This is a genomic window from Prosthecobacter sp. (assembly GCF_044378005.1).
Lineage (GTDB): Bacteria > Verrucomicrobiota > Verrucomicrobiia > Verrucomicrobiales > Verrucomicrobiaceae > Prosthecobacter.
The window spans coordinates 1-19,062 of the sequence record NZ_JBILYB010000116.1 but is presented as its reverse complement, the minus strand read 5'-3'; the positions used below and the strand labels follow the sequence as shown (position 1 = coordinate 19,062).

Sequence of the window (19,062 nt, the reverse complement as noted above, 5' to 3'; positions counted from 1 at the left end):
TCATGCATGAGAACGCAGGTGACTTCTATTTGATCAACCTCTCGTCCTTGACCGTCAATGGCAAGCAGCTCGGCCCGGTTGTAAAACCATACCTGAGAGCCAAGAAACAGGAGATGTCGAACGAGAACCCCCCGGGCGAGTGGAACAGCTACGACATCGTCTGCGATGGCGACTCGATCCAACTGACCATCAACGGCGTGCTGCAGAACAAGGGCATCGGCGCCAAACCGTCCAGCGGAGCGATCTGCCTGCAAAGCGAGGGCAGCCCGATCCAGTTCCGCAATATCTACCTCAAACCGCTGGAGAAGTAATGATCCAACACCCCTGCAACTGCCTTCAACCCACACCATGAAACTCACCCACACACTCCCTACCGACATGACTCGTCGCACCTTTATCCATCGCTCGGCGGGAGCGCTCGCTGCCTCCACCGGTTTGTTGGCACACGCCCAGGCGGAACCCGAGAACACCTATGGCGTCCAGACGCCAGAACTGCGCAGCCGCGCGGAGGTTAATGCCGTTCTCGGCAAAGCACCGAAGCCCGCCGCAGACGCGAGCCTGCGACCGCTCACCATTCTCTTCGCTGGCGGTGCCAAGGATCACCCGCCGAGGTCCCATTCTCACGATGTGCTGCCGAAACGCTGGAAAGTGCTGCTTGGTGGCGCAGGTCCAGGTGATGAGACGGTGTCGAACATGTATCGCCCCCAGGTGGAGGCGGACCGCGCCTTGATCACCGCAGGCTCACCGCACGTCAAAACCCTGAGCACCTTGGAATGGCCCACGGAGGAGCAGTTCGCCACGGCGGATGTCATTATGCTATATCAAAGTCCGCAGTGCTGGAAAGACGCGAGTCACTTGCCACAGATCGAGGCGTTCCTGAACCGTGGCGGCGGTCTCGTGCTGTCGCATTATGTGCTCTGGAATGCTTCGCCAGCGCTGGCGGAACTGTTGGGCCTCGCCAAAGGAAAAGACAGCAAATACAAGCACAAGGTCATCACCCTGAAACTGCCGGAGTCGCGTCATCCCATCATGCTCGGATTGCCCGATACCTTCACCCTCGCCGACGAATGCTTCTGGAACCTGCAAGGCGACCGCAGCAAGGTGACCGCGCTCGCCACCTCCGATGAAACCGTGGGCGACAAGGTCAGCTCCGAACCCATCATCTGGGCTCACGAGCACGGAAAAGGCCGCGTCGTGGCCTCCACCCTGGGGCACTTCGACTGGACCTTCGACGACCCCTTCTTCCGCACCATCCTGCTGCGTGGCATCGCCTGGGCCGCCTGCGAATCACCCTACCGCTTCGATCCTCTCATCCTGCGCGGCATCCCGTTGAAAGACTGATGAGATGAAACACACCCTCATCGTTGCCTCCATTTTTTTAAAATCAGCATCGCCGGCTATTTGCCTTCGGCTATCTCCGCTGCCCTCCGGTTCGCCCTGCTGGCTGCTCGCCCTGCTGAGCCTGCCCACAATCACCCTTGGGCACGGCGAAACTGGCCCGGTGTCTGGCCGTAGGTTTGTTTGAAGACGGCTTGGAGATAGTGGCTGTGGGCGAAGCCGGTTTGTTCGGCGATGACTTCGATGGTGAGGTCGGTCTCGCGGAGGAGGCGTTCGACTTCGCGGAAGCGGATGCGGGTGATCTCTTCCTTAGGTGAACGTTTCAGCGCGGCTCTCATGCGGCGATCTAGCGTGCTGCGGGAGGCATTCAGTTTGCGGCAGAGGTCGTCCACATTGATGCCTGTCATGGCGTTCTCGCGGATCATGCGTGCGGCCTGAGCCACGAGTGGATCGTTGATGACCAGTTCATCTGGGGATTCGCGCACGATGATGCCTTTGGGCGGGATGAGAATCTCGCGGCGGCGGGATGACTTGCCTTGCATCAGACGGTCCAACAGCTCGGCGGCGGCGTAGCCAACGGTCTGGCCATCGAAGCGCACGCTGGTCAGTGGCGGTGTGGCGAAGGCGCAGAGCGTTTCCTCGTTCTCGGCTCCCACGACGGCGACTTCCTCGGGCACGGCCACTCCGGCGCGCTGGCACGCTTCGAGGAGGCGCACTCCGAGTTGGTCATTCGCCGCGAAGATGCCTACGGGCTTGGGCAGCTGCCCGAGCCAGGCGGCGAGGCGGGCTTGGCTTTGCTCCCAGTCGGTCACGCTGTCCGAAGAGGTCTCGGGAAGCTCCGAGCACTGGCAGCCGAAGGCTGCGACGGTGCTGACAAAATTCCGCACTCTCTCGATAAAGAAGCGTTCAGTGTGGAGGCTGTAAGCGGCGAACTGGCGGTAGCCGCGTTCAAAGAAATGCTCGGCGACGGCACGCCCGATGTGAGCGTTGTCCATGCCGACGAAGGGGCGTCCGCCTGCGAGATTGGTGGCGCGGAGTTCCACGGCTGGCAGGCCGGAGGCGGCGATCAAGTCGGCCATCTCCTGCGTGAAGGTTCGCGTGAGAATGCCGTCGCCATCCCAGTGTCGCAGCCATGCGGGCGGCGAGGAGTCCAGGGAGCGAAGTTCGAGGAAGGTGGACCAGGGGCCGTGCGCGGCGATGTAGCGTCGCACGCCGGAGAGAAGTTCGCGCGTGTAGGTGCGCGTCGTCTCAACGAGGAGGGCGACACGGGGGATTCGGCGGCGTTTACGGGCGCTCATGGGTGAAAACGGAAGTGACTAAAAACCTGAGTTTCTATGCACCATACCCGCATTGTCGGCAAGGCCACATCGGGCACAGTGGCGGAAATGAATCGCCGCCATTTCATCACTAACACCAGCCTCGCCGCTGCGGGAACGGTCTGTCTCCGCGCTGCGCAACCTTCACCTCAAACGCAGTCTGCAAACTCAGTCATGAACAAACCTAAAGTCCTTGTCGTCATCGGCGATGCCACAGAAACCGTGGACACGCTTTATCCTTTCTACCGCATCATTGAAGCCGGCTTCCAGCCCGTCGTGGCCGCGCCGGAGAAGCGCAAATACCAGATGGTGATGCACGAAAATAAACCCGGCTGGACCATCACGAAGGAATGGGAGGGCTACACGATTGATGCGGACATCGCGTTCAAGGACATCAAGCCCGAGGACTATGCCGCCATCTTCTTCAGCGGCGGGCGTGCGCCGGAATACATCCGCGAGGACGAGGACCTTCTGCGCGTCACGCGCTGGTTTTGGGAAAACAAAAAGCCGATGGCCAGCGTGTGCCACGGCGTCGAGATTCCCGCGCGTGCCGGCATCGTTAAGGGCCTGCGCATGGCGACGGTGGCGAAGTGCAAGTTCGATCTCGAAGTCTGCGGTGGCATCTATGTGAACGAGCCCTGCGTGATTGACCAGCACATGGTTAGTGGCCGCACTTATCACGACAGCGGTCACTTTGTTGGGCCTTGGATCAAGATGATCGAGGCCGCTTTGGGCACCAAATAACGAAGACCTTTCCGAGGACACACCATGCACACACGCCGTCATTTCCTGCAAACTTTGGCCGCCACCAGCCTCGCCAGTGCCCTGCCTTTGCGAGCCGCCACACCGCCATTGAAGCTCAAGTATCTGCTCGCCTCCGCGCTCTACGGCAACATGGGGCTGGACATTGTCTTGCGAGAACTCGCCGCAACGGGTTGCACAGGGCTGGATCTATGGTGCAAGCCTCACGGCACGCAGCGCGAGCAGGCGGAGGCGATGGGGATCGACGCCTTTGCCGACTTGCTGAAAAAGCACTCCGTGAAACCGGTTTGCTTCACGCAGTATCCGCTCGGTCCCTTTGCTCTCGGGAAAGAGCTTCCCGTGCTCAAGCAACTTGGCAGCGCACTGATGGTGACGGCCGCGAAGGGGCCGAAGAACGTCGTCGGTGCGGAGGCGCGTGCCGGCATCAGCGCTTTTCTCGAACAGATGAAACCGCACGCCGATGCCGCAGCGGAGCACGGCATCACCATCGCCATCGAGAACCACGCGGGCTCGCTGCTGCACACGCCCGATTCGATTCGCTGCTGGGCAGAGCTGAACAAACATCCCGCGCTTGGGATGGCGTTCGCCCCGCATCACCTGCATGAGCATGTGGACGAAATGCCGAAACTCATCCGCGACCTCGGCGCTGCCAATCTGCCCTTCATCTACTTTCAGGAGTATGGCATCGGCTCCAAACAGAAGGTCACCAAGGAAGTCGAACTCCAGCAACTCCCCGGCAGAGGGACGCTCGATTACCGGCCCATCCTGCGAGCCCTGCGCGATGTCGGATTCCACGGCTGGGCGGAAATCTTTATGCACCCGACACCGCGCGGCGTGCCCATCCTGCCCACGGCATCGGAGATTACTACCGCGATCAGCCAGTCGCGCACCCACATCGAGAACTTGCTGACCGAGGTGAACGCATAAACAGGCCCACCGTGAACAACCTCCGATTCTTCTCCGCCCGAGTTCTCGCGTCATGAGCATGTCGCAGTGCCTCGGCTACCCGCTCAATTTGATCCATCACCAGTCAATATGAAAACCCTTCTCGTGCTCCTCCTCGCCACCCTGTTCGTGGTGCCGCAGGCCTCGCTCCAGGCCGCTGACTTCACTCCCGCCGCACGCAAGTTCCTCGATCAACGCTGCGCGGAGTGCCACGACGCAGATGTGCAGAAGGGCAACCTGCGCGTGGATCAGCTTTCCGTCGCGAAGCCAGACCGCGATCAATTGAATCGCCTCGTGTTGTTGTTTGATCGAGTTGTTAAAGGCGAAATGCCGCCGAAGAAGGCGGACCAGCCTGAGACCGCTGAGCGTGTGGCTTTCTTGGATGAACTGCGCACCTCGTTGATGGAGGCGGAGTCGAAGCAGCCGCTCGAAGCGGTGCGGCGCATGAACCGCGTCGAGTATGAGAGCACCTTGCGCGATCTGCTCCATCTGCCGCTGTTGCGGGTGAAGGAATTGCTGCCCGAGGATGGGCAGCTGGCCGGTTTCGACAAGGTGGGCGGTGCGCTCGACTTCTCGCCGGTGCTCGTTGGCAAATACTTGGAGGCTGCGGATGTCGCGCTGAACCTAGCCCTGGTGAAGGACGGCAAAAAGCCGGCAACCAAGGTCTGGCGCGAGCCCGCGGTGAAGCAGCGCACCGTGCTAGGAGCCATCCGGGTGCACTGCGCGGTGCCGCTGAAGGGCCGCGAACTTGCGTCCGGACTCACGACATCCATCACGGGCAATCCCGAGACCGACATCCGCAACGTCGTCCGCTGGGCGCGATTCGAAGGTGAGGCAGACTCCGTGGCGTTGCTCACCAGCGTCATCGGGAGGGTTCAGCCACAGGGGCTCCAGCCAGATCGTTTCAAGCCGCCGGTGAGCGGCTGGTATCGCGTGAGATTTTCCGCGTGGAGCCTGCGCTGGATGCGCACGCATGCCGAGGCGTCGAAGCGCGGTCTCGTGCGCCAGTTCAACACCTTCGACAAGCCATATTTCAAGAATGCCAGCGGCGAATGGGAATACACTCGTCTCGCCGAGGAAACGCCAGAGCGGGAATGGATGGAGAATGTCGAGCTCTACGGAAATGCGGAGGCGGCTCAGGTCGTGCGCGCTTCGCTCAACGGCGAACCAATCGGCTACTTCGATGTTCCGTCTCTCAAACCGAAGGTCCACGAGTTCAAAGTGTGGTTGAATCCGGACGAGAGAGTTTCCTTTCATGCCATGGGGCTGCCTGCGGTTGGCGCGAGGAACTCCGGCACGAGCGAGGGCATTCGTGCCTACGAAGGCCCGGCTGTGGCATTCGATTGGTTCGAAGTGGAAGGCCCGCTCGTGGATGAATGGCCACCGGCGAGCCATCGGCAGTTGTTCGGCGTCACCCCTGCTGGTGCCGATCCCAGGCCGCTGCTCGCGAACTTTGCGACGCAGGCCTTCCGGCGCCCTGCCACCGTGGCGGACATTGAGAGTTATGCCGTCATCGCCGAGAGCCAGTTGAAGGGTGGTGCCAGCTTCGAGTCTGCGATGCTTGCGGGTTACAAGTCGATTCTCTGCTCGCCGGATTTCCTCGTGCTGGGGCTCGAGCCTGGCGACTACGCGCTCGCCTCGCGACTGTGGTATTTCCTTTGGAATGCGCCGCCCGATGACGAACTGCTCCGGCTCGCTGCACAGGGTGAACTCTCGAAACCTGAGATCCGGAAAAAGCAGGTGCGGCGCATGCTCGCCGATGCCCGTTCGAAGCGATTCATTGAGCATTTCCTCGATGAGTGGATCGAGCTGAAGAAGATCGACTTCACCACGCCCGACGTAGCGCTTTATCCCGAATACGATGCATGGCTGCACGATTCGATGCTGGCCGAGACACGTGGCGATTTCCGCCGGATGCTTGACCATGACCTCGGCGTGCGCGCCCTCATCCAGGGCGAGACAGTCCTCGTCAGTCAACGCCTCGCGGAACTCTACGGGCTGCGCGGCGTGACCGGCAGCGAGTTTCGGGAGGTGAAGCTCCCGCCCGGCTCTCCTCGCGGCGGGCTGCTCACCCAGGCCTCCGTCTTGAAGGTCACCGCCAATGGCACCGCGACTTCGCCCGTGCAGCGCGGTGTGTGGGTCATGGAACGCATCCTCGGAATCCCGCGTCAGCCCCCGCCGCCGAACATCCCTGCCATCGAGCCCGATGCCACTGGCGCTGTCACCATCCGACAGATGATTGAGAAGCACCGTGCCGATGCCGCGTGTGCTTCCTGCCACGCCAGGATGGATCCGCCGGGGTTCGCACTGGAAAACTTCGACGCCATCGGCGGGTGGAGAGATCACTATCGCCTCGCGGGGAAGCCGAAGATGATTCGTGTGGGTCAAGGCAAGGAAGCCAAGACAGTCGAGGAGCCGACCCTGGAGATCGTGAGCGAAAGCGCGGCCCTCAGGAATCGCGTGAAGATGCGGTTTGGCCCGCAGGTCGATGCCAGCGGCGAACTCACCGGTGGCAGCACGTTCAAGGACATCAACGAACTGCGCGCCCTGCTGCTGAAGGATGAAGACGCCCTCGGCCGAAACGTCGTCCGCCAGTTCCTAACCTACGCCACCGGGCGCGCCCCGCGATTCGTCGATCGCGATGAAATCGAGGCGATCCTTTCCAAAACCAAACCCTCGCAACACGGACTGCGCACGATCATCGAGCAGATCGTCGCGAGTCCACTCTTCGCGAAATGAATGATCCAAAACCGAGAGCCAAAATTCCCATGAACCCTACCCGCCGCACTTTTCTTCGCGCTTCCGGCGCAATGATGGCCCTGCCGTTCCTCGAAGTCTTCGGCAAGGAACCCGCCACACCGCGCCGCATCCTCGCCATCTGCACCAATCTCGGCGTGCTCGAACGCCACTTTTTTCCGGAGCAGGCGGGCCGCGATTACGCGCTCACGCCCTACTTGGAGGCGCTCAAGGATCACCGCGATCAGTTCACCGTCTTTTCCGGCACGTCGCACCCCGACGTCACCGGCGGCCACTCCGCAGAGGTGTCCTATCTCAGCGCCGCGCCGCAGCCCGGCACCGCATCGTTCCGCAACAGCATCTCGCTCGATCAATTCGCTGCCGAGAGAATCGGTCATCTCACGCGCGTGTCTGCGCTGCCGCTCGTAGTGTCAAAAAGCGGCAACCAGTCGCTCTCCTTCACATCCAGCGGCGTGATGCTGCCCGCAGAGCGCAGCCCCGCGCAGGTTTTCAAGGCGCTCTTCGTTGCCGGGGACGCGCAGGAAGTGGAAAGACAGGTCGCCAACCTCCGCGTTGGCCGCAGCATCCTCGACGCCGTCGCGGACCGTGCCGTCGCATTGCAGAAAAAACTGGGCAGCGCGGACAAGGACCGACTCGATCAGTATTTCACCTCCGTGCGCGAGGTCGAGAAGCGGCTTCTCATATCGCAGGAATGGGAACGCAAGCCCAGGCCGAAGATCGATGTGCCTCCGCCGAAGGACGGCGAGTATCTGCTCGAAAAACTCGGCGCCATGTATGACCTGGCGCACCTCGCGTTCGCCACTGACAGCACGCGCCTCATCACGCTCATGATTCAGCTCCAGTTCTTCAGCGAAAACATTCCCGGCGTCAGCAGCGAGACCCACAACCTTTCCCACCACGCTGGCCGCGAGGACAAGCTGCGCGAGCTGCAAAACCTCGAGCTGGCCGAGTTTCGTGAACTCAACAAACTCCTCGCCAAGCTGCGCACATCGAAGGAAGGCGGCGGCACGCTGCTCGATCACACGCAAGTCCTCTACGGCAGCAACCTCAGCAACGGCAACAACCACGACAACAAGAACCTCCCCATCCTCCTCGCCGGCGGAGGCTGGAAACACGGCCAGCACCTCGCCTTCGACAAGAAGAACAATTACCCGTTGCCCAACCTCTTCGTCTCAATGCTCCAGCGTCAAGGGATCAAGACCGACAAGTTCGCCAGCAGCACGGGAACGATGAAGGGATTGGAAGCGGTGTGATGCGCCCGGCTGTTCGTTAGCGCGCCCCGCAACAAAACCGTGCGAGCTGCGGAGAAGGAAGCAAAAGCAGCTTCTTACCGATAATCCGCAGCTCCTGGTTCCAGGCGCGCTTTTACAGCGCGAATTCAACAAATTAAGAGTTAACAAAAAGAACGAGGACATAATATGAAATCCAATATCGCTACTACTTTTCGCCGTGTTTTGCTGCGGCACGCATTTGTGATTGCCGCGACCGTGCTCACAACTACGGCGTGGGTTCCGACTGCCGAGGCTGCGAACCCCGCAGCGCACACGACCGTATTTGATCCGCGCGACCAGGGCGCGGTGGCGGATGGGCACACGCTCGACACGGTAGCCATACAAAAGGCCATTGATGCCTGTGCCGCGGCGGGTGGCGGAACCGTGACGTTGCGCGGAGGCGTGTTCTTCACTGGGACGATTTTACTGAAAAGCAACGTCACCTTGAATATCGAAAGTGGCGCGAAACTTCTGGGTAGCCCGCGCATCGGCGACTATCGCTCGACGCCGTTTCCGGCACTTCCAAATATCGCTTGGGCGCTCATCGTAGCGGAGAAAGCAAACAACATCGGAATTACTGGCGCTGGTGAGATTGAGTGCAACGGAGAAGTTTTTGAAGGTGAACGTCTGAAGAACGGAAAGCTCCATCGCACCACGCCGCGACCAGCAGTGGTGCGCCTTATCGACTCCGAGCATGTTCGTTTGGACGGCTTCAAATTGCGTGACTACCCGTCCTTCGGCATCCATTTGATTGGCTGCCGCCACGTCGACATTGATCGTCTTGTCATTGACTGCCACGCACAGTCCATCAACGACGGCATCGACATCTGGGATTGTGAAAAGGTCTTCATCTCGAATTGCTCCATTTTCAGCGGCGACGATTGCATCGCGATTTACTCGGAGCACCGCCCATGCACGGACATAACGATCGTGAATTGCCAGCTGAGCACCCTCTGTCAGGCAGTCCGAATCGGTCCGTTTTCGGTCAAGGGTTTGGAGCGAATTGTCGTGAGTAACTGTGTGTTTCGAAATGTGGGCCACTCCGGGATCTGCCTGCAGATGTGTCAGGGCGGAATCATGCAGGACTTGTCGTTCTCCAACATCATCATGGAAAACGTGGTTGCTCCCATCACGCTTCGTCTTGGAGGATGGGAAACAGATGCGAAGAAGGACGTTACGCAGGCGCCTACGATGGGCGACTCCGGATGGGAGAAAGGGGTGCTGCGAAATGTGCAGTTCCAGAACATTCGGGCAACGGTCCCGGCAGTCTCCATGCAGGGCACCCCGTATGAAGCCGCTTGGCGCAACGTGCCAAAGTTGTTGGGGATGAAGCGGTCCTGTATCCAACTCATGGGGACTCCCGGAACGACCATTGAAAATGTGATGTTCAGCAACGTGCATGTCACATTCCCTGGTGGTGGGACGGCCGAAGAGGCGGCTCGTCGCGACATCCCCGAACTGGAACGCCAATACCCCGCGTCCTACATGTTCGGCATCCTGTCGGCGTATGGTCTCTATGCACGGCATGTCCGCGGGCTAAGTTTGCATAATGTGCACTTTGACTTTGCCACCCCCGAGCTTCGCTCGGGCTGGTCTGCGATGATGTCGAAGACTTGGAGCTGCAAAACTTCCGCGCCTCTGCTCAAAATGAAGCCGAATCTCTGGCGCGCCTCGTCAATGTTCGTCGTGCCAATATTGCCAACAGTCGCCCGTTAGGACCGGTGCGTCAGTTCCTTCAGCTCGAACAGACTCCTCCCGCTGAGGTGCTCCTGAACGGCAACGACTTGCGCCTGGTGCAGGAACGATAACCCGTCTGCAATTTCCCCATGAAGCAATGGCACAAGGTTCACCTCGTCGTGCGCGGCGCGGACTTCTCCGTCGCCGCGGACGGCCAGCCGCCGCAGACGTTACCAAACCCGATCGTGAACCCTACGTCTCGCCTCTTCTCAGTGACGGAATCGAGGCGGGCTAAAGCTACAGCCTGTCCGGCTCCCTTCACCGTCGGGTGAAGCAATCATGAAGGCGGGAAGATCATTCGTCCTCACACCTCTCGAAACAATCCTCAACACTCAAATCCATGCCCCTCATCACCGCAGACAAACTCCAAGACTCCTATGACGTCGTCATCGTCGGCTCCGGCGCGGGCGGCGGACAGACCGCTTACACACTGACGATGGAAGGCGTGAAGGTGCTCGTGCTCGAGGCCGGACGCTCCTTTGATGTGCAGGCCGAGGTCGCCATGTTCCAGCTTCCAAGCCAGGCACCGCTGCGCGGTGTGGCGACGCCGGACAAGCAATACGGCTTTCACGATTGCTCGATCAACAGCGGCTGGGACATTCCGGGCGAGCCCTACACCCAGGCGGGCAAGGAGCCCGAGAATCAGTTCCGCTGGTGGCGGCAGCGCATGATGGGCGGGCGCACGAATCACTGGGGACGCATCTCGCTGCGCAATGGTCCCTATGATTTCAAGCCGCGCTCGCGCTGGGGTGCGGGCGTGGATTGGCCGATCAACTATGACGATCTCGCGCCTTGGTATGACAAAGTGGAGATGCTCATTGGTGTCTTCGGCACGAATGAAGGATTGGAGAATTCGCCGGACTCATCGCCGGGCGTGCTGCAGCCAGCGCCAAAGCTGCGCGTGGGCGAACTCTATGCGCAGAAGCATGGCCGGAAAGTCGGCGCGCACATCGCATCGATTCATCGCGCGGTGCTCACGCGACCTCAAGATGCGGAGACGCTGCCGGCGAAGCTGCATCCCGGCAATGCGAAGGCACAGAGCATTCTTGCCGATGCCATGCGCACTCGCTCGCCCTGTTTCTGGGCCACGGATTGCCATCGCGGCTGCTCCATCCGCGCGAACTACGATTCGCAAACCGTGCATCTGCGGCCCGCGCTGGCCACGGGGAATCTCGACATCCTGCCGAATGCGATGGCGCGCGAGGTCACGATCAACAAAGAAGGCAAGGCCACAGGTATCATGTTCATCGACAAGACCACGGGCCGCGAAAGCCACGCCAAAGGGCGCGTCGTGGTGCTGGCGGCGAGTTCCATGGAGTCCGTGCGCCTCCTGCTGAACTCCAAATCGAATCTCTTCCCGCAGGGCCTCGCGAACTCCAGCGGACAGGTGGGCAAAGGCATCACCGACTCCGTGAGCAGCAGCCTCGGTGCGCACATCCCGGCGTTTGAGGGTATGCCTGTGCATAATGAGGACGGCGCGGGCGGCCCTCATGCCTATGTGCCGTGGACCGGGCACGCGCAGAATCGTAATGGCGAGCTGGGCTTCCCCGGCGGTTATCATCTGGAATTCACGAGCGGTCGGCAGATGCCCACGCTCACGACCTTCAACGGCATCGACAGCCGCTCGGGCAGCGCCACGACGCTCTTTGGCTCGCGTCTCAAGGAGGACGCGCGACGCTTTCACGGCTGCCAGCTCGGCTTCGGTGCACAGGGCACGATGCTGCCGAATGACGGCTCCTTCTGCGAACTCGATCCCGAACTGAAAGACCAATGGGGCATCCCCGTGCTGCGCTTTCATTGGAAGTGGACCGACTTTGAACTCAATCAGGTGCGCCATCAGCAAAAGCACATCCGCGAGCTGCTGGAGGCGATGGGTGGCAAGGTGAAGCCCTTCGCCGAAGCCGATGTGCTCAAGTCCATGAAGCCAGGCGGCTCCGTGATTCACGAAGTCGGCGGCGCGATCATGGGCGCAGACGCAGCGACGTCAGTGACGAATCAATGGAGCCAAACTTGGGACGTGAAGAACGTCTTCCTCGCCGACGGCGCACCCTTTGCCAGCACCGCCGACAAGAACCCCACGCTCACCATCATGGCCCTCGCGTGGCGCATGGCGGATCGCCTCATGGACGAACTCAAAAAAGGAAACCTCTGATCATGTCCGACTCTGATTCACTTCCCCGCATTGACCGCCGCGTCGCCATCCAGTGGATGCTCGGCGCTGCCGCCGCCATCGCCACGCGCGATGCCGCATTGCTCGCCGCCGATGACCCCGCCGCGCCCATCACCGCCAAAGGCTACGGTCTCGACCCCAGCATGGTGAAAATCTACAAGCCCGGCGACGTGTGGCCGCTCACGTTCACCGAATCGCAGCGCCGCACCACGCGCGCCTTGTGCGATGTCATCATCCCTGCGGACGAAACCTCGCCCAGTGCCTCCGCTGTCGGCGTGCCGGAGTTCATGGATGAATGGATCAGCGCCCCGTATCCCGATCAGGCCAAAGATCGCCCGCTGCTGCTCGATGGCCTGCGCTGGATCGAAGAGGAATCGCAGCGCCGCCATCAAACCGCCTTCGCCGACCTGAGCGCCGCGCAGCAGACAGTCATCTGTGAGACCTTCGCTGATGCCGCGAAAGCCAAAGCCATCCACGCCAAAGCCGCCGCCTTCTTCAAGCGCTTCCGTGATCTTGCCTTCGGAGCCTGGTGCACCACCCCCGAAGGCATGAAAGCCATCGGCTACGTCGGCAACGCTCCCTCCGGCACCTTCGACGGCCCACCGCCAGAGGCCCTGAAACATGTCGGGCTGGCGTGACGCTATCATCAGCAGAATCACTCTTCCGAAAGGGACTTCATGACACGCGCCTAAAGGCTCCTCACCCGCCCTGCTTTTCGCGCCTCTTTTACTCGCTTGAGAAGAAAAATGTGACCGTCCTGACCACTCGTGGAATTTACCTCATGACATGGCAAAACCTGACTTTGACCAAGCGCGATTCATTGCGGCGCTGACCCGGCACCAACCGGCGTTGGAAGCGTTTTGTCATGCGCAGTTGGCGAACCGGCAGGATGCACAGGAGGCTTTGCAGGCGACGTGTGTGAAGCTCTGGGAGAAGGCGGCGGACTGGGATGCGGCGACAGAGTTTCTGCCTTGGGCGTTTGCGGTGGCTCGGTTCACGGTGCTCTCGCACATCCGCGACCGGATGCGCGACCGGCTGGTCTTTGATGAGGATGTGGTGCTGGCCATGGCGCAGGAGACGGAGTCCGCCGCAGCAGAGTTTGAGGAGCGGCGCGAGGCTTTGGGGAACTGCATGCGAAAGCTCAAGGCCGAGCAACGCGGCATCCTGCACGCGCATTACCTCGCTGGCCGCACCGTGCGCGAGATCGCCACTGCCACGCAACGCACTGAGAGCGCAGTAAAGATGACTCTGCTGCGTCTGCGCGAACAACTCAGCGAGTGCATTCAACGTCAACTCCATCCTTCCTCATGAACCCCGACGACTCTTCTTCATCGCATCGCTCACTGGAGCAACGCCTGCTGCATCTGCTGCAAGCCGTGCGCGATACGCGTGACACCTCCGCGCGAGCTGAACTGAACACGCTGCTGCGCGAGAACGCGGATGCGCGCTCGACCATGGCACGGCTCATGGTGGATGAGCAGGCGCTGACCAGTCGTTTGCGCGATGACAGCATCGTGGCCCTGCTGGAGCCTGCTCCGGCGGTGGAGACAGCGCTGCGCACGAGCCCGCGCTGGTTCGCCTGGCGTCCGCTCACCGCAGCGGCGGCGGGGCTGGTGATTGGGTTGTTCAGCGCGTCGATGGTGTTTGGTTTTGGCGTGCGTTCGTTGGAAAAGGTGGTGTCGCTCTTGCAGGAGAGCTTTGAGAGCGGACCTGCGCCGTTGGTGAAGGGCATGCCACAAGAGGTGAACCTGTGGAGTGGGGATTACTCGGAGATCGTGGAGAAGTATGAGGGAGTGAAGCCCAAGGACGGAACGAAGATGGCCCGCGTGCTGCGTTCCGATTTTGAAGGCAAGGCGTCTTCAAAGCCGAGCCTTCAGGGCGATCTGATGCGTGTCGTCGATGTGCGGCCTTTTTTGCGCGAGGCCAACGGCGGCGAGGTGGTGATCACGCTGTCGGCTCTCTTCAATGCCGCGCCTTTCCCGGAAGCGGAGCACTATGACGGAGCGGTCACCCTTTGGGCACTTGGCTCGCAGTTTCCCACGGAAGAAAATCTGATGGACGACGCGCTGGCCCATAGCGTCGGCTTCTGTCGTCCACTGGACCGCGATTCGGCCACTTGGCAAAGTGCTTCCACCCGGCTGCTGCTGCCGCCGGGGACGGAGATGGTGCTGTTGAAGGCCTCCTTCAGCCCCATGCCTGCGAGCAGTGAGAGCCAGTCACCACTGCCGGACCACGTGACCTTCGCCGGGCACTTCGTGGATGATGTGCGCGCCTCCGTCACCATTCGCAAAGCAGTGCCCGATCATTCAACCCAAGCGCTGCCGTGAGATCCCTCGATCTGTCCCGTCCCGCATCACTTTCAGGCATGAATCACCCCCGAATCCTTTCCTTCTTCATTCTCCTCACGCAGTTCGCTGTCGTCTCACCGATATCCGCAGCGGTTCCTCCCGATCATGCGGAAAAGATGAAGGCCGGGCTGGCGCTGTTTCGCGACCGGGTCGGCCCCGTCTTGCGGGAGAGCTGCCTGGAATGCCACGGTGGCAAGCAGGTGAAGGGCGAGTTCGATCTCGGCAGCCGTGAGAAGCTATTGGAATCCGAATCCGTGGACCTGGCGCATCCGGGCGAGAGCGGGCTGCTGAAGCTCATCCGCCATGAGGAAGACCCCGTGATGCCGAAGCGCAAACCGAAGCTCGCCGAGGAAGACATCGCAGCGATTGCGAGCTGGCTGGAACAGGGCGCGCCTTATGACAAGCCGCTCGTGGAGGGCAAAGCGGCAGTCGCCACTCATGGCGTGGTCACGGATGCGGATCGTGACTACTGGGCCTTTCGTCGCTTGTCGCCGGTGAAACCTCCGCAGCCGAAGGACAAGCAAGGCTGGGTGAGGAATGACGTGGACCGCTTCATCCTCGCGAAACTGGAGGCGGCGGGCATCCATCCAAATCCACGCGCCGAGCCGCTCACGCTGCGGCGGCGGATCTCGCTGGATGTGGCGGGACTGCCGCCTGAGGGCAAGGCGACGCTTCCTACCTCCGACACGGAGTTTGATGGGTTGACGGAGACGCTGCTGAAGTCGCCCGCGTTCGCCGAGACTTGGGCGCGGCGCTGGCTGGACCTGTCTCGCTATGCGGAATCGGCGGGTTTCCAGGATGACTCGGCCCTGCCCGAGGCATGGCGCTATCGCGACTTTGTGGTGCAGGCCTTGCAGACGAATCAGCGCTTTGATGAGTTCTTGCGCTGGCAGATTGCGGGCGACCGGCTGGCTCCACAGCGGCCCGAGGCGTCCATCGCCACCGGTTTCCTCGCGCTCGGCCCCTATCAATCGCCGGTGACGGTGAGCGAGCTGGAGCAGGCGCGTTACGATGAACTGGATGATTTTCTCCAGACCATCGGCACCGGGATGCTGGGTCTGACCATTGGCTGCGCCCGCTGTCACGACCACAAATACGACCCGCTGCCTGCCGCCGATTACTATTCGCTGGCAGCCTGCTTCACCACGACGACGCGCGGCCTGCGTGACATCCAGCCGCGTTCACAGGCGGAGCTGGCGGCGGCGCGCGAGTGGTCGAAACAGGAGTCCACGATTACGGCCGAACTCACGTCAGCCGAGGCCAAGGCCAAGGCGACCGAGAAACTCCGTGCCTCAGTGAACGATGCGAAACTTGCCCCCGCCTTCAGTGCCAGATTGCGCGAGGTCGGTGAGACCGGTCTGGCGGACCTTTACGACCAAGTGCGCGGCGGCTTCCTGATGGAGCAGGTGGGCGTGGGATACCAGAGGTCGATGCAGGCGCAGTTCGCCCGCTGGACTTCTCCCGACTACGAGGCCGTGTGGCAGAGGATGCAGGCGCACCTCAAAAGCAAACCCGCTTCTCCACCGCTGCTGTTGACACTGACCGAGGAGTTCGGCGGATTGAATGAACACTTGAGGCGCCACATGCAGGGGCCGAACTATTTCCGCATCAGTTTTCAGCTCAACCGCGGAGACCCGAAGCAAAAGCAGCGCGAAGCCACGCCGGGACTGCTCCAAGTCCTCATGACGCCCGGCTCAAGCGCCGACGATTGGCGTGCGCAGACGCCCCCGGTGCCAGCGTATCCGCAGGATGTGCTGGTCAGCTCCCCAGGTCCCCATTCGGAGAAGTTTTCCCGCCATCTAAAGCTGCCCGGCGACCCGCTTCAGCCCGATGCGAAACCAGCAGCACGCGATTTTGGCAGCGACCGCGCCACGCTCGCCCTGTGGCTCACGGATGTGGAAAAGGGGGCCGGACCACTGGCCGCCCGCGTCATCGTGAACCGGCTCTGGAACTGGCATTTTGGCCGGGGCATCGTTGGCACGCCGAGCGACTTCGGCTTGCAAGGCGAGCCGCCCACGCACCCCGAGCTGCTCGAATGGCTCGCGGGTGAACTGGTGCGCAGCGGCTGGGATTTGCGCCACATCCACCGACTCATCCTGAACAGCGCCACCTGGCGGCAGAGCGCCGCATGGGATGCCGCCCGCTCCGCCAAGGACCCGGAGAACAAGCTGCTCTGGCGATGGCGTCCACAGCGCCTCACCGCCGAGGCCGTGCGCGACACCCTGCTCAGCGTCTCGGGCCGACTCGACCTCCGCGCCGGTGGCGAGGCGGAGTCGGACCCGCTGCACAATCGCCGCTCCCTCTACACGCGGGTGAAGCGCAGCGAGCCGCATCCACTGCTGGCCGCCTTCGATGCGCCAGAGCCCATCGAAAGCGTGGGACAGCGCCCCGTCTCCACCGTCTCTCCGCAGGCCTTGCTCATGATGAACAGCGCGTTCATGGACCGTTGCGCGGAGGATTTGGCGCGGCGTCTCGAAGCCGAAAGTGGGACGAGTGACCACGCCAAGCTCATCGAGCACGCTTATCGAACGGTGCTCTCGCGTCCGCCCACTGCCACCGAGCAGCAGACGGCTAAGAGCTTTCTGCAAGCCCATCCCGATGGCCTCAAACGCCTCGCCCATGTGCTGCTCTGCCTGAATGAACTGATTTATCTCAACTGAACGAATCCGCACCATGAACGTCTCCTCTTCACTCTTCACCCGCCGTGAAATGCTGCGCCGCGCCGGTGCGGGCTTCGGGTTCTCCGCACTCGCCACGTTGCTGGCCGAGTCGGGTTTCGCCGCCTCCCCAACGTCACCCGACAGCCGCTGGCGCACGCGCCCGGCCAAGGCCAAGTCCGTCATCTGGCTGTTCATGAATGGTGGCCCCAGCCAGGTGGACACCTTTGACTACAAGCCCGCGCTGGCCGAGTGGAATGACAAGCCGCTGCCGGGCTTCGACATCAACACGGCTTTTGATTCGCACAAAGCCGGCAACCTCATGGCCTCGCCGTGGAAGTTCCGCCAGCACGGCCAAAGCGGGCGCTGGGTGAGCGAGTTGTTCCCGCACATGGCCACCCAGGTGGACAAGATGGCTTTCATCCACTCCTGCCACACGGACAGCAACAACCACAGCCCGGCGCTCTACATGATGAACACCGGCACGCCACGCATGGGCAAACCGTCCTTCGGTTCATGGAGCAGCTACGGCCTGGGCAGCGAAAACAGCAACCTGCCTGCCTTTGTCGTCATGGCGGACCCGCGCAATCGCGGCCTGCCGCGTGGCAAGGGCAACAACTGGGGCTCCGGCTTTCTGCCCAGCCGCTACCAGGGCACCTTCCTCCAGCCGAAGGGCGAGCCCATCGCCAATCTCGCACCTCCCTCCGGCAGCAGCGAGAGCACCCGCGCTGAGCAGCGTGCCGACCTCGACCTGCTCGCCGCTTTGAACCGTCCCCACCTTGAGGCGCATCCCGCCGAAAGCGACCTGGATGCCCGCATCGCCAGCTTTGAACTCGCCTTCCGCATGCAGACGCAGGCACCGGAGGTTTTCGACCTCGCAGGCGAACCCGATTCCGTGCGCAAAGCCTACGGCCTCGACGCACCCCATTGCGGCCATTTTGCCCGCCAATGCATCATCGCCCGGCGACTCGTGGAGCGCGGCGTGCGCTTTGTGCAGCTCTATTCCGGCGGCTCGGAAAACCAGCAGAGCTGGGACTGCCACGCAAACCTGAAAGGCAATCACGGCTCCTTCGCCGCCGAGGTGGACCAGCCCATCGCCGCCCTGCTGCGCGACCTCGAACAGCGCGGTCTGCTGGAGAGCACGCTCGTCATCTGGGGCGGTGAGTTTGGCCGCCTGCCCACCGCGCAAAAAGACGCCCAGCCTGGCCGCGACCACAACCCGCACGGCTTCACCCTCTGGATGGCCGGGGCCGGTGTGAAGCCCGGCGTCGCCTACGGAGCCACCGACGAGTTCGGCCACAAAGCCGCCGTGGACAAAGTCCACATCCACGACCTGCACGCCACCTGGCTGCACCTCCTCGGAGTGGACCACGAGAAACTCACCTACCGCTTCAACGGCCGCGACTTCCGCCTCACCGACGTGCACGGGAAAGTCGTGCAGGCAGTGCTGGCGTGACGCGATCACCAGCCCAATCCCACTTCCGGAAGCAATTTCATGAAACTCACGCTCTTTACCACCCTCCTGCTCGCGCCGCTGGCATCGCTGCACGCTGCCGGGCCAACCACGCCGCGCGTGGCCCTGGACGCCACGTTCAGCCAGATCGCGCAGCCCTCTGGGTTCACGCCGGAGATGCCGAAGCTCAGCGATGTCTGCATGAGGCTCTTCAGGCTCGATCAAAAAGGCCTTACAGCGGAGCAGATGCTCGCCGCCGGGAGTGACTTCCACATCACGCGCGGAGTGTGGTCTTACATCGAGGACGA

The 19,062-nt window shown here is 61.8% G+C and carries 16 protein-coding genes; 15 read left to right on the top strand and 1 reads right to left on the bottom strand.

Annotated features, from left to right (window positions below):
- Together AC6FTP_RS19125 and AC6FTP_RS19120 are read left to right on the top strand one after the other, a co-directional pair.
- Positions 1-311 (top strand): 3-keto-disaccharide hydrolase (locus AC6FTP_RS19125; RefSeq protein ID WP_497208511.1); only part of this gene is annotated, 311 nt, incomplete at its 5' end.
- Positions 312-348: 37 nt separating this feature from the next.
- Positions 349-1,341, top strand: coding sequence for a ThuA domain-containing protein (locus AC6FTP_RS19120; protein ID WP_497208510.1), 993 nt, complete (start codon positions 349-351; stop codon positions 1,339-1,341).
- Between the two features lie 131 nt (positions 1,342-1,472).
- On the opposite strand, the gene AC6FTP_RS19115 is transcribed toward AC6FTP_RS19120, so the two are convergent.
- On the bottom strand, positions 1,473-2,636 hold the full coding sequence (locus tag AC6FTP_RS19115; protein ID WP_497208509.1) for a XylR family transcriptional regulator: 1,164 nt from the start codon (positions 2,634-2,636) through the stop codon (positions 1,473-1,475).
- Positions 2,637-2,828: 192 nt separating this feature from the next.
- Here AC6FTP_RS19115 and AC6FTP_RS19110 point away from each other — a divergent pair, with 192 nt between their 5' ends.
- The 13 genes from AC6FTP_RS19110 to AC6FTP_RS19050 all read left to right on the top strand — a co-directional run.
- A complete protein-coding gene (locus AC6FTP_RS19110; protein WP_497208512.1) occupies positions 2,829-3,398 on the top strand; it encodes a DJ-1/PfpI family protein in 570 nt (189 codons plus the stop codon).
- A gap of 24 nt (positions 3,399-3,422) precedes the next feature.
- Positions 3,423-4,343 (top strand): sugar phosphate isomerase/epimerase family protein, encoded by a 921-nt coding sequence (locus tag AC6FTP_RS19105; protein WP_497208508.1) that lies wholly within the window; start codon positions 3,423-3,425, stop codon positions 4,341-4,343.
- Between the two features lie 108 nt (positions 4,344-4,451).
- Positions 4,452-7,100: a DUF1592 domain-containing protein gene (locus AC6FTP_RS19100; protein ID WP_497208507.1), complete on the top strand. Its 2,649-nt coding sequence runs from the start codon at positions 4,452-4,454 to the stop codon at positions 7,098-7,100.
- A gap of 29 nt (positions 7,101-7,129) precedes the next feature.
- A complete protein-coding gene (locus AC6FTP_RS19095) occupies positions 7,130-8,371 on the top strand; it encodes a DUF1552 domain-containing protein (protein ID WP_497208506.1) in 1,242 nt (413 codons plus the stop codon).
- 165 nt (positions 8,372-8,536) lie between these two features.
- Positions 8,537-10,105 carry a glycoside hydrolase family 28 protein gene (locus AC6FTP_RS19090; protein ID WP_497208505.1) on the top strand — a complete coding sequence of 523 codons (1,569 nt, stop codon included), beginning with the start codon at positions 8,537-8,539 and terminating at the stop codon, positions 10,103-10,105.
- A 110-nt stretch (positions 10,106-10,215) separates the two neighbouring features.
- Complete coding sequence (locus tag AC6FTP_RS19085; protein WP_497208504.1) at positions 10,216-10,398, top strand: hypothetical protein; 183 nt, start codon at positions 10,216-10,218, stop codon at positions 10,396-10,398.
- A 68-nt stretch (positions 10,399-10,466) separates the two neighbouring features.
- Positions 10,467-12,278, top strand: a complete 1,812-nt coding sequence (locus AC6FTP_RS19080; protein WP_497208503.1) for a GMC oxidoreductase — start codon at positions 10,467-10,469, stop codon at positions 12,276-12,278.
- Between the two features lie 2 nt (positions 12,279-12,280).
- The gene (locus AC6FTP_RS19075; protein WP_497208502.1) at positions 12,281-12,934 is read left to right on the top strand and encodes a gluconate 2-dehydrogenase subunit 3 family protein; all 654 of its coding nucleotides are present in this window, start codon (positions 12,281-12,283) and stop codon (positions 12,932-12,934) included.
- Between the two features lie 148 nt (positions 12,935-13,082).
- The gene (locus tag AC6FTP_RS19070; protein ID WP_497208501.1) at positions 13,083-13,607 is read left to right on the top strand and encodes a sigma-70 family RNA polymerase sigma factor; all 525 of its coding nucleotides are present in this window, start codon (positions 13,083-13,085) and stop codon (positions 13,605-13,607) included.
- A complete protein-coding gene (locus AC6FTP_RS19065; protein ID WP_497208500.1) occupies positions 13,604-14,623 on the top strand; it encodes a hypothetical protein in 1,020 nt (339 codons plus the stop codon). The genes AC6FTP_RS19070 and AC6FTP_RS19065 overlap by 4 nt, the downstream gene beginning before the upstream one ends.
- A gap of 38 nt (positions 14,624-14,661) precedes the next feature.
- Entirely contained in the window at positions 14,662-17,304 is a 2,643-nt protein-coding gene (locus AC6FTP_RS19060; protein WP_497208499.1) for a DUF1553 domain-containing protein, read from the top strand.
- A 13-nt stretch (positions 17,305-17,317) separates the two neighbouring features.
- Positions 17,318-18,757: a DUF1501 domain-containing protein gene (locus AC6FTP_RS19055; protein ID WP_497208498.1), complete on the top strand. Its 1,440-nt coding sequence runs from the start codon at positions 17,318-17,320 to the stop codon at positions 18,755-18,757.
- A 39-nt stretch (positions 18,758-18,796) separates the two neighbouring features.
- Positions 18,797-19,062, top strand: a 266-nt coding sequence (locus AC6FTP_RS19050; protein ID WP_497208497.1) for a hypothetical protein, incomplete at its 3' end; no start/stop codon positions are given.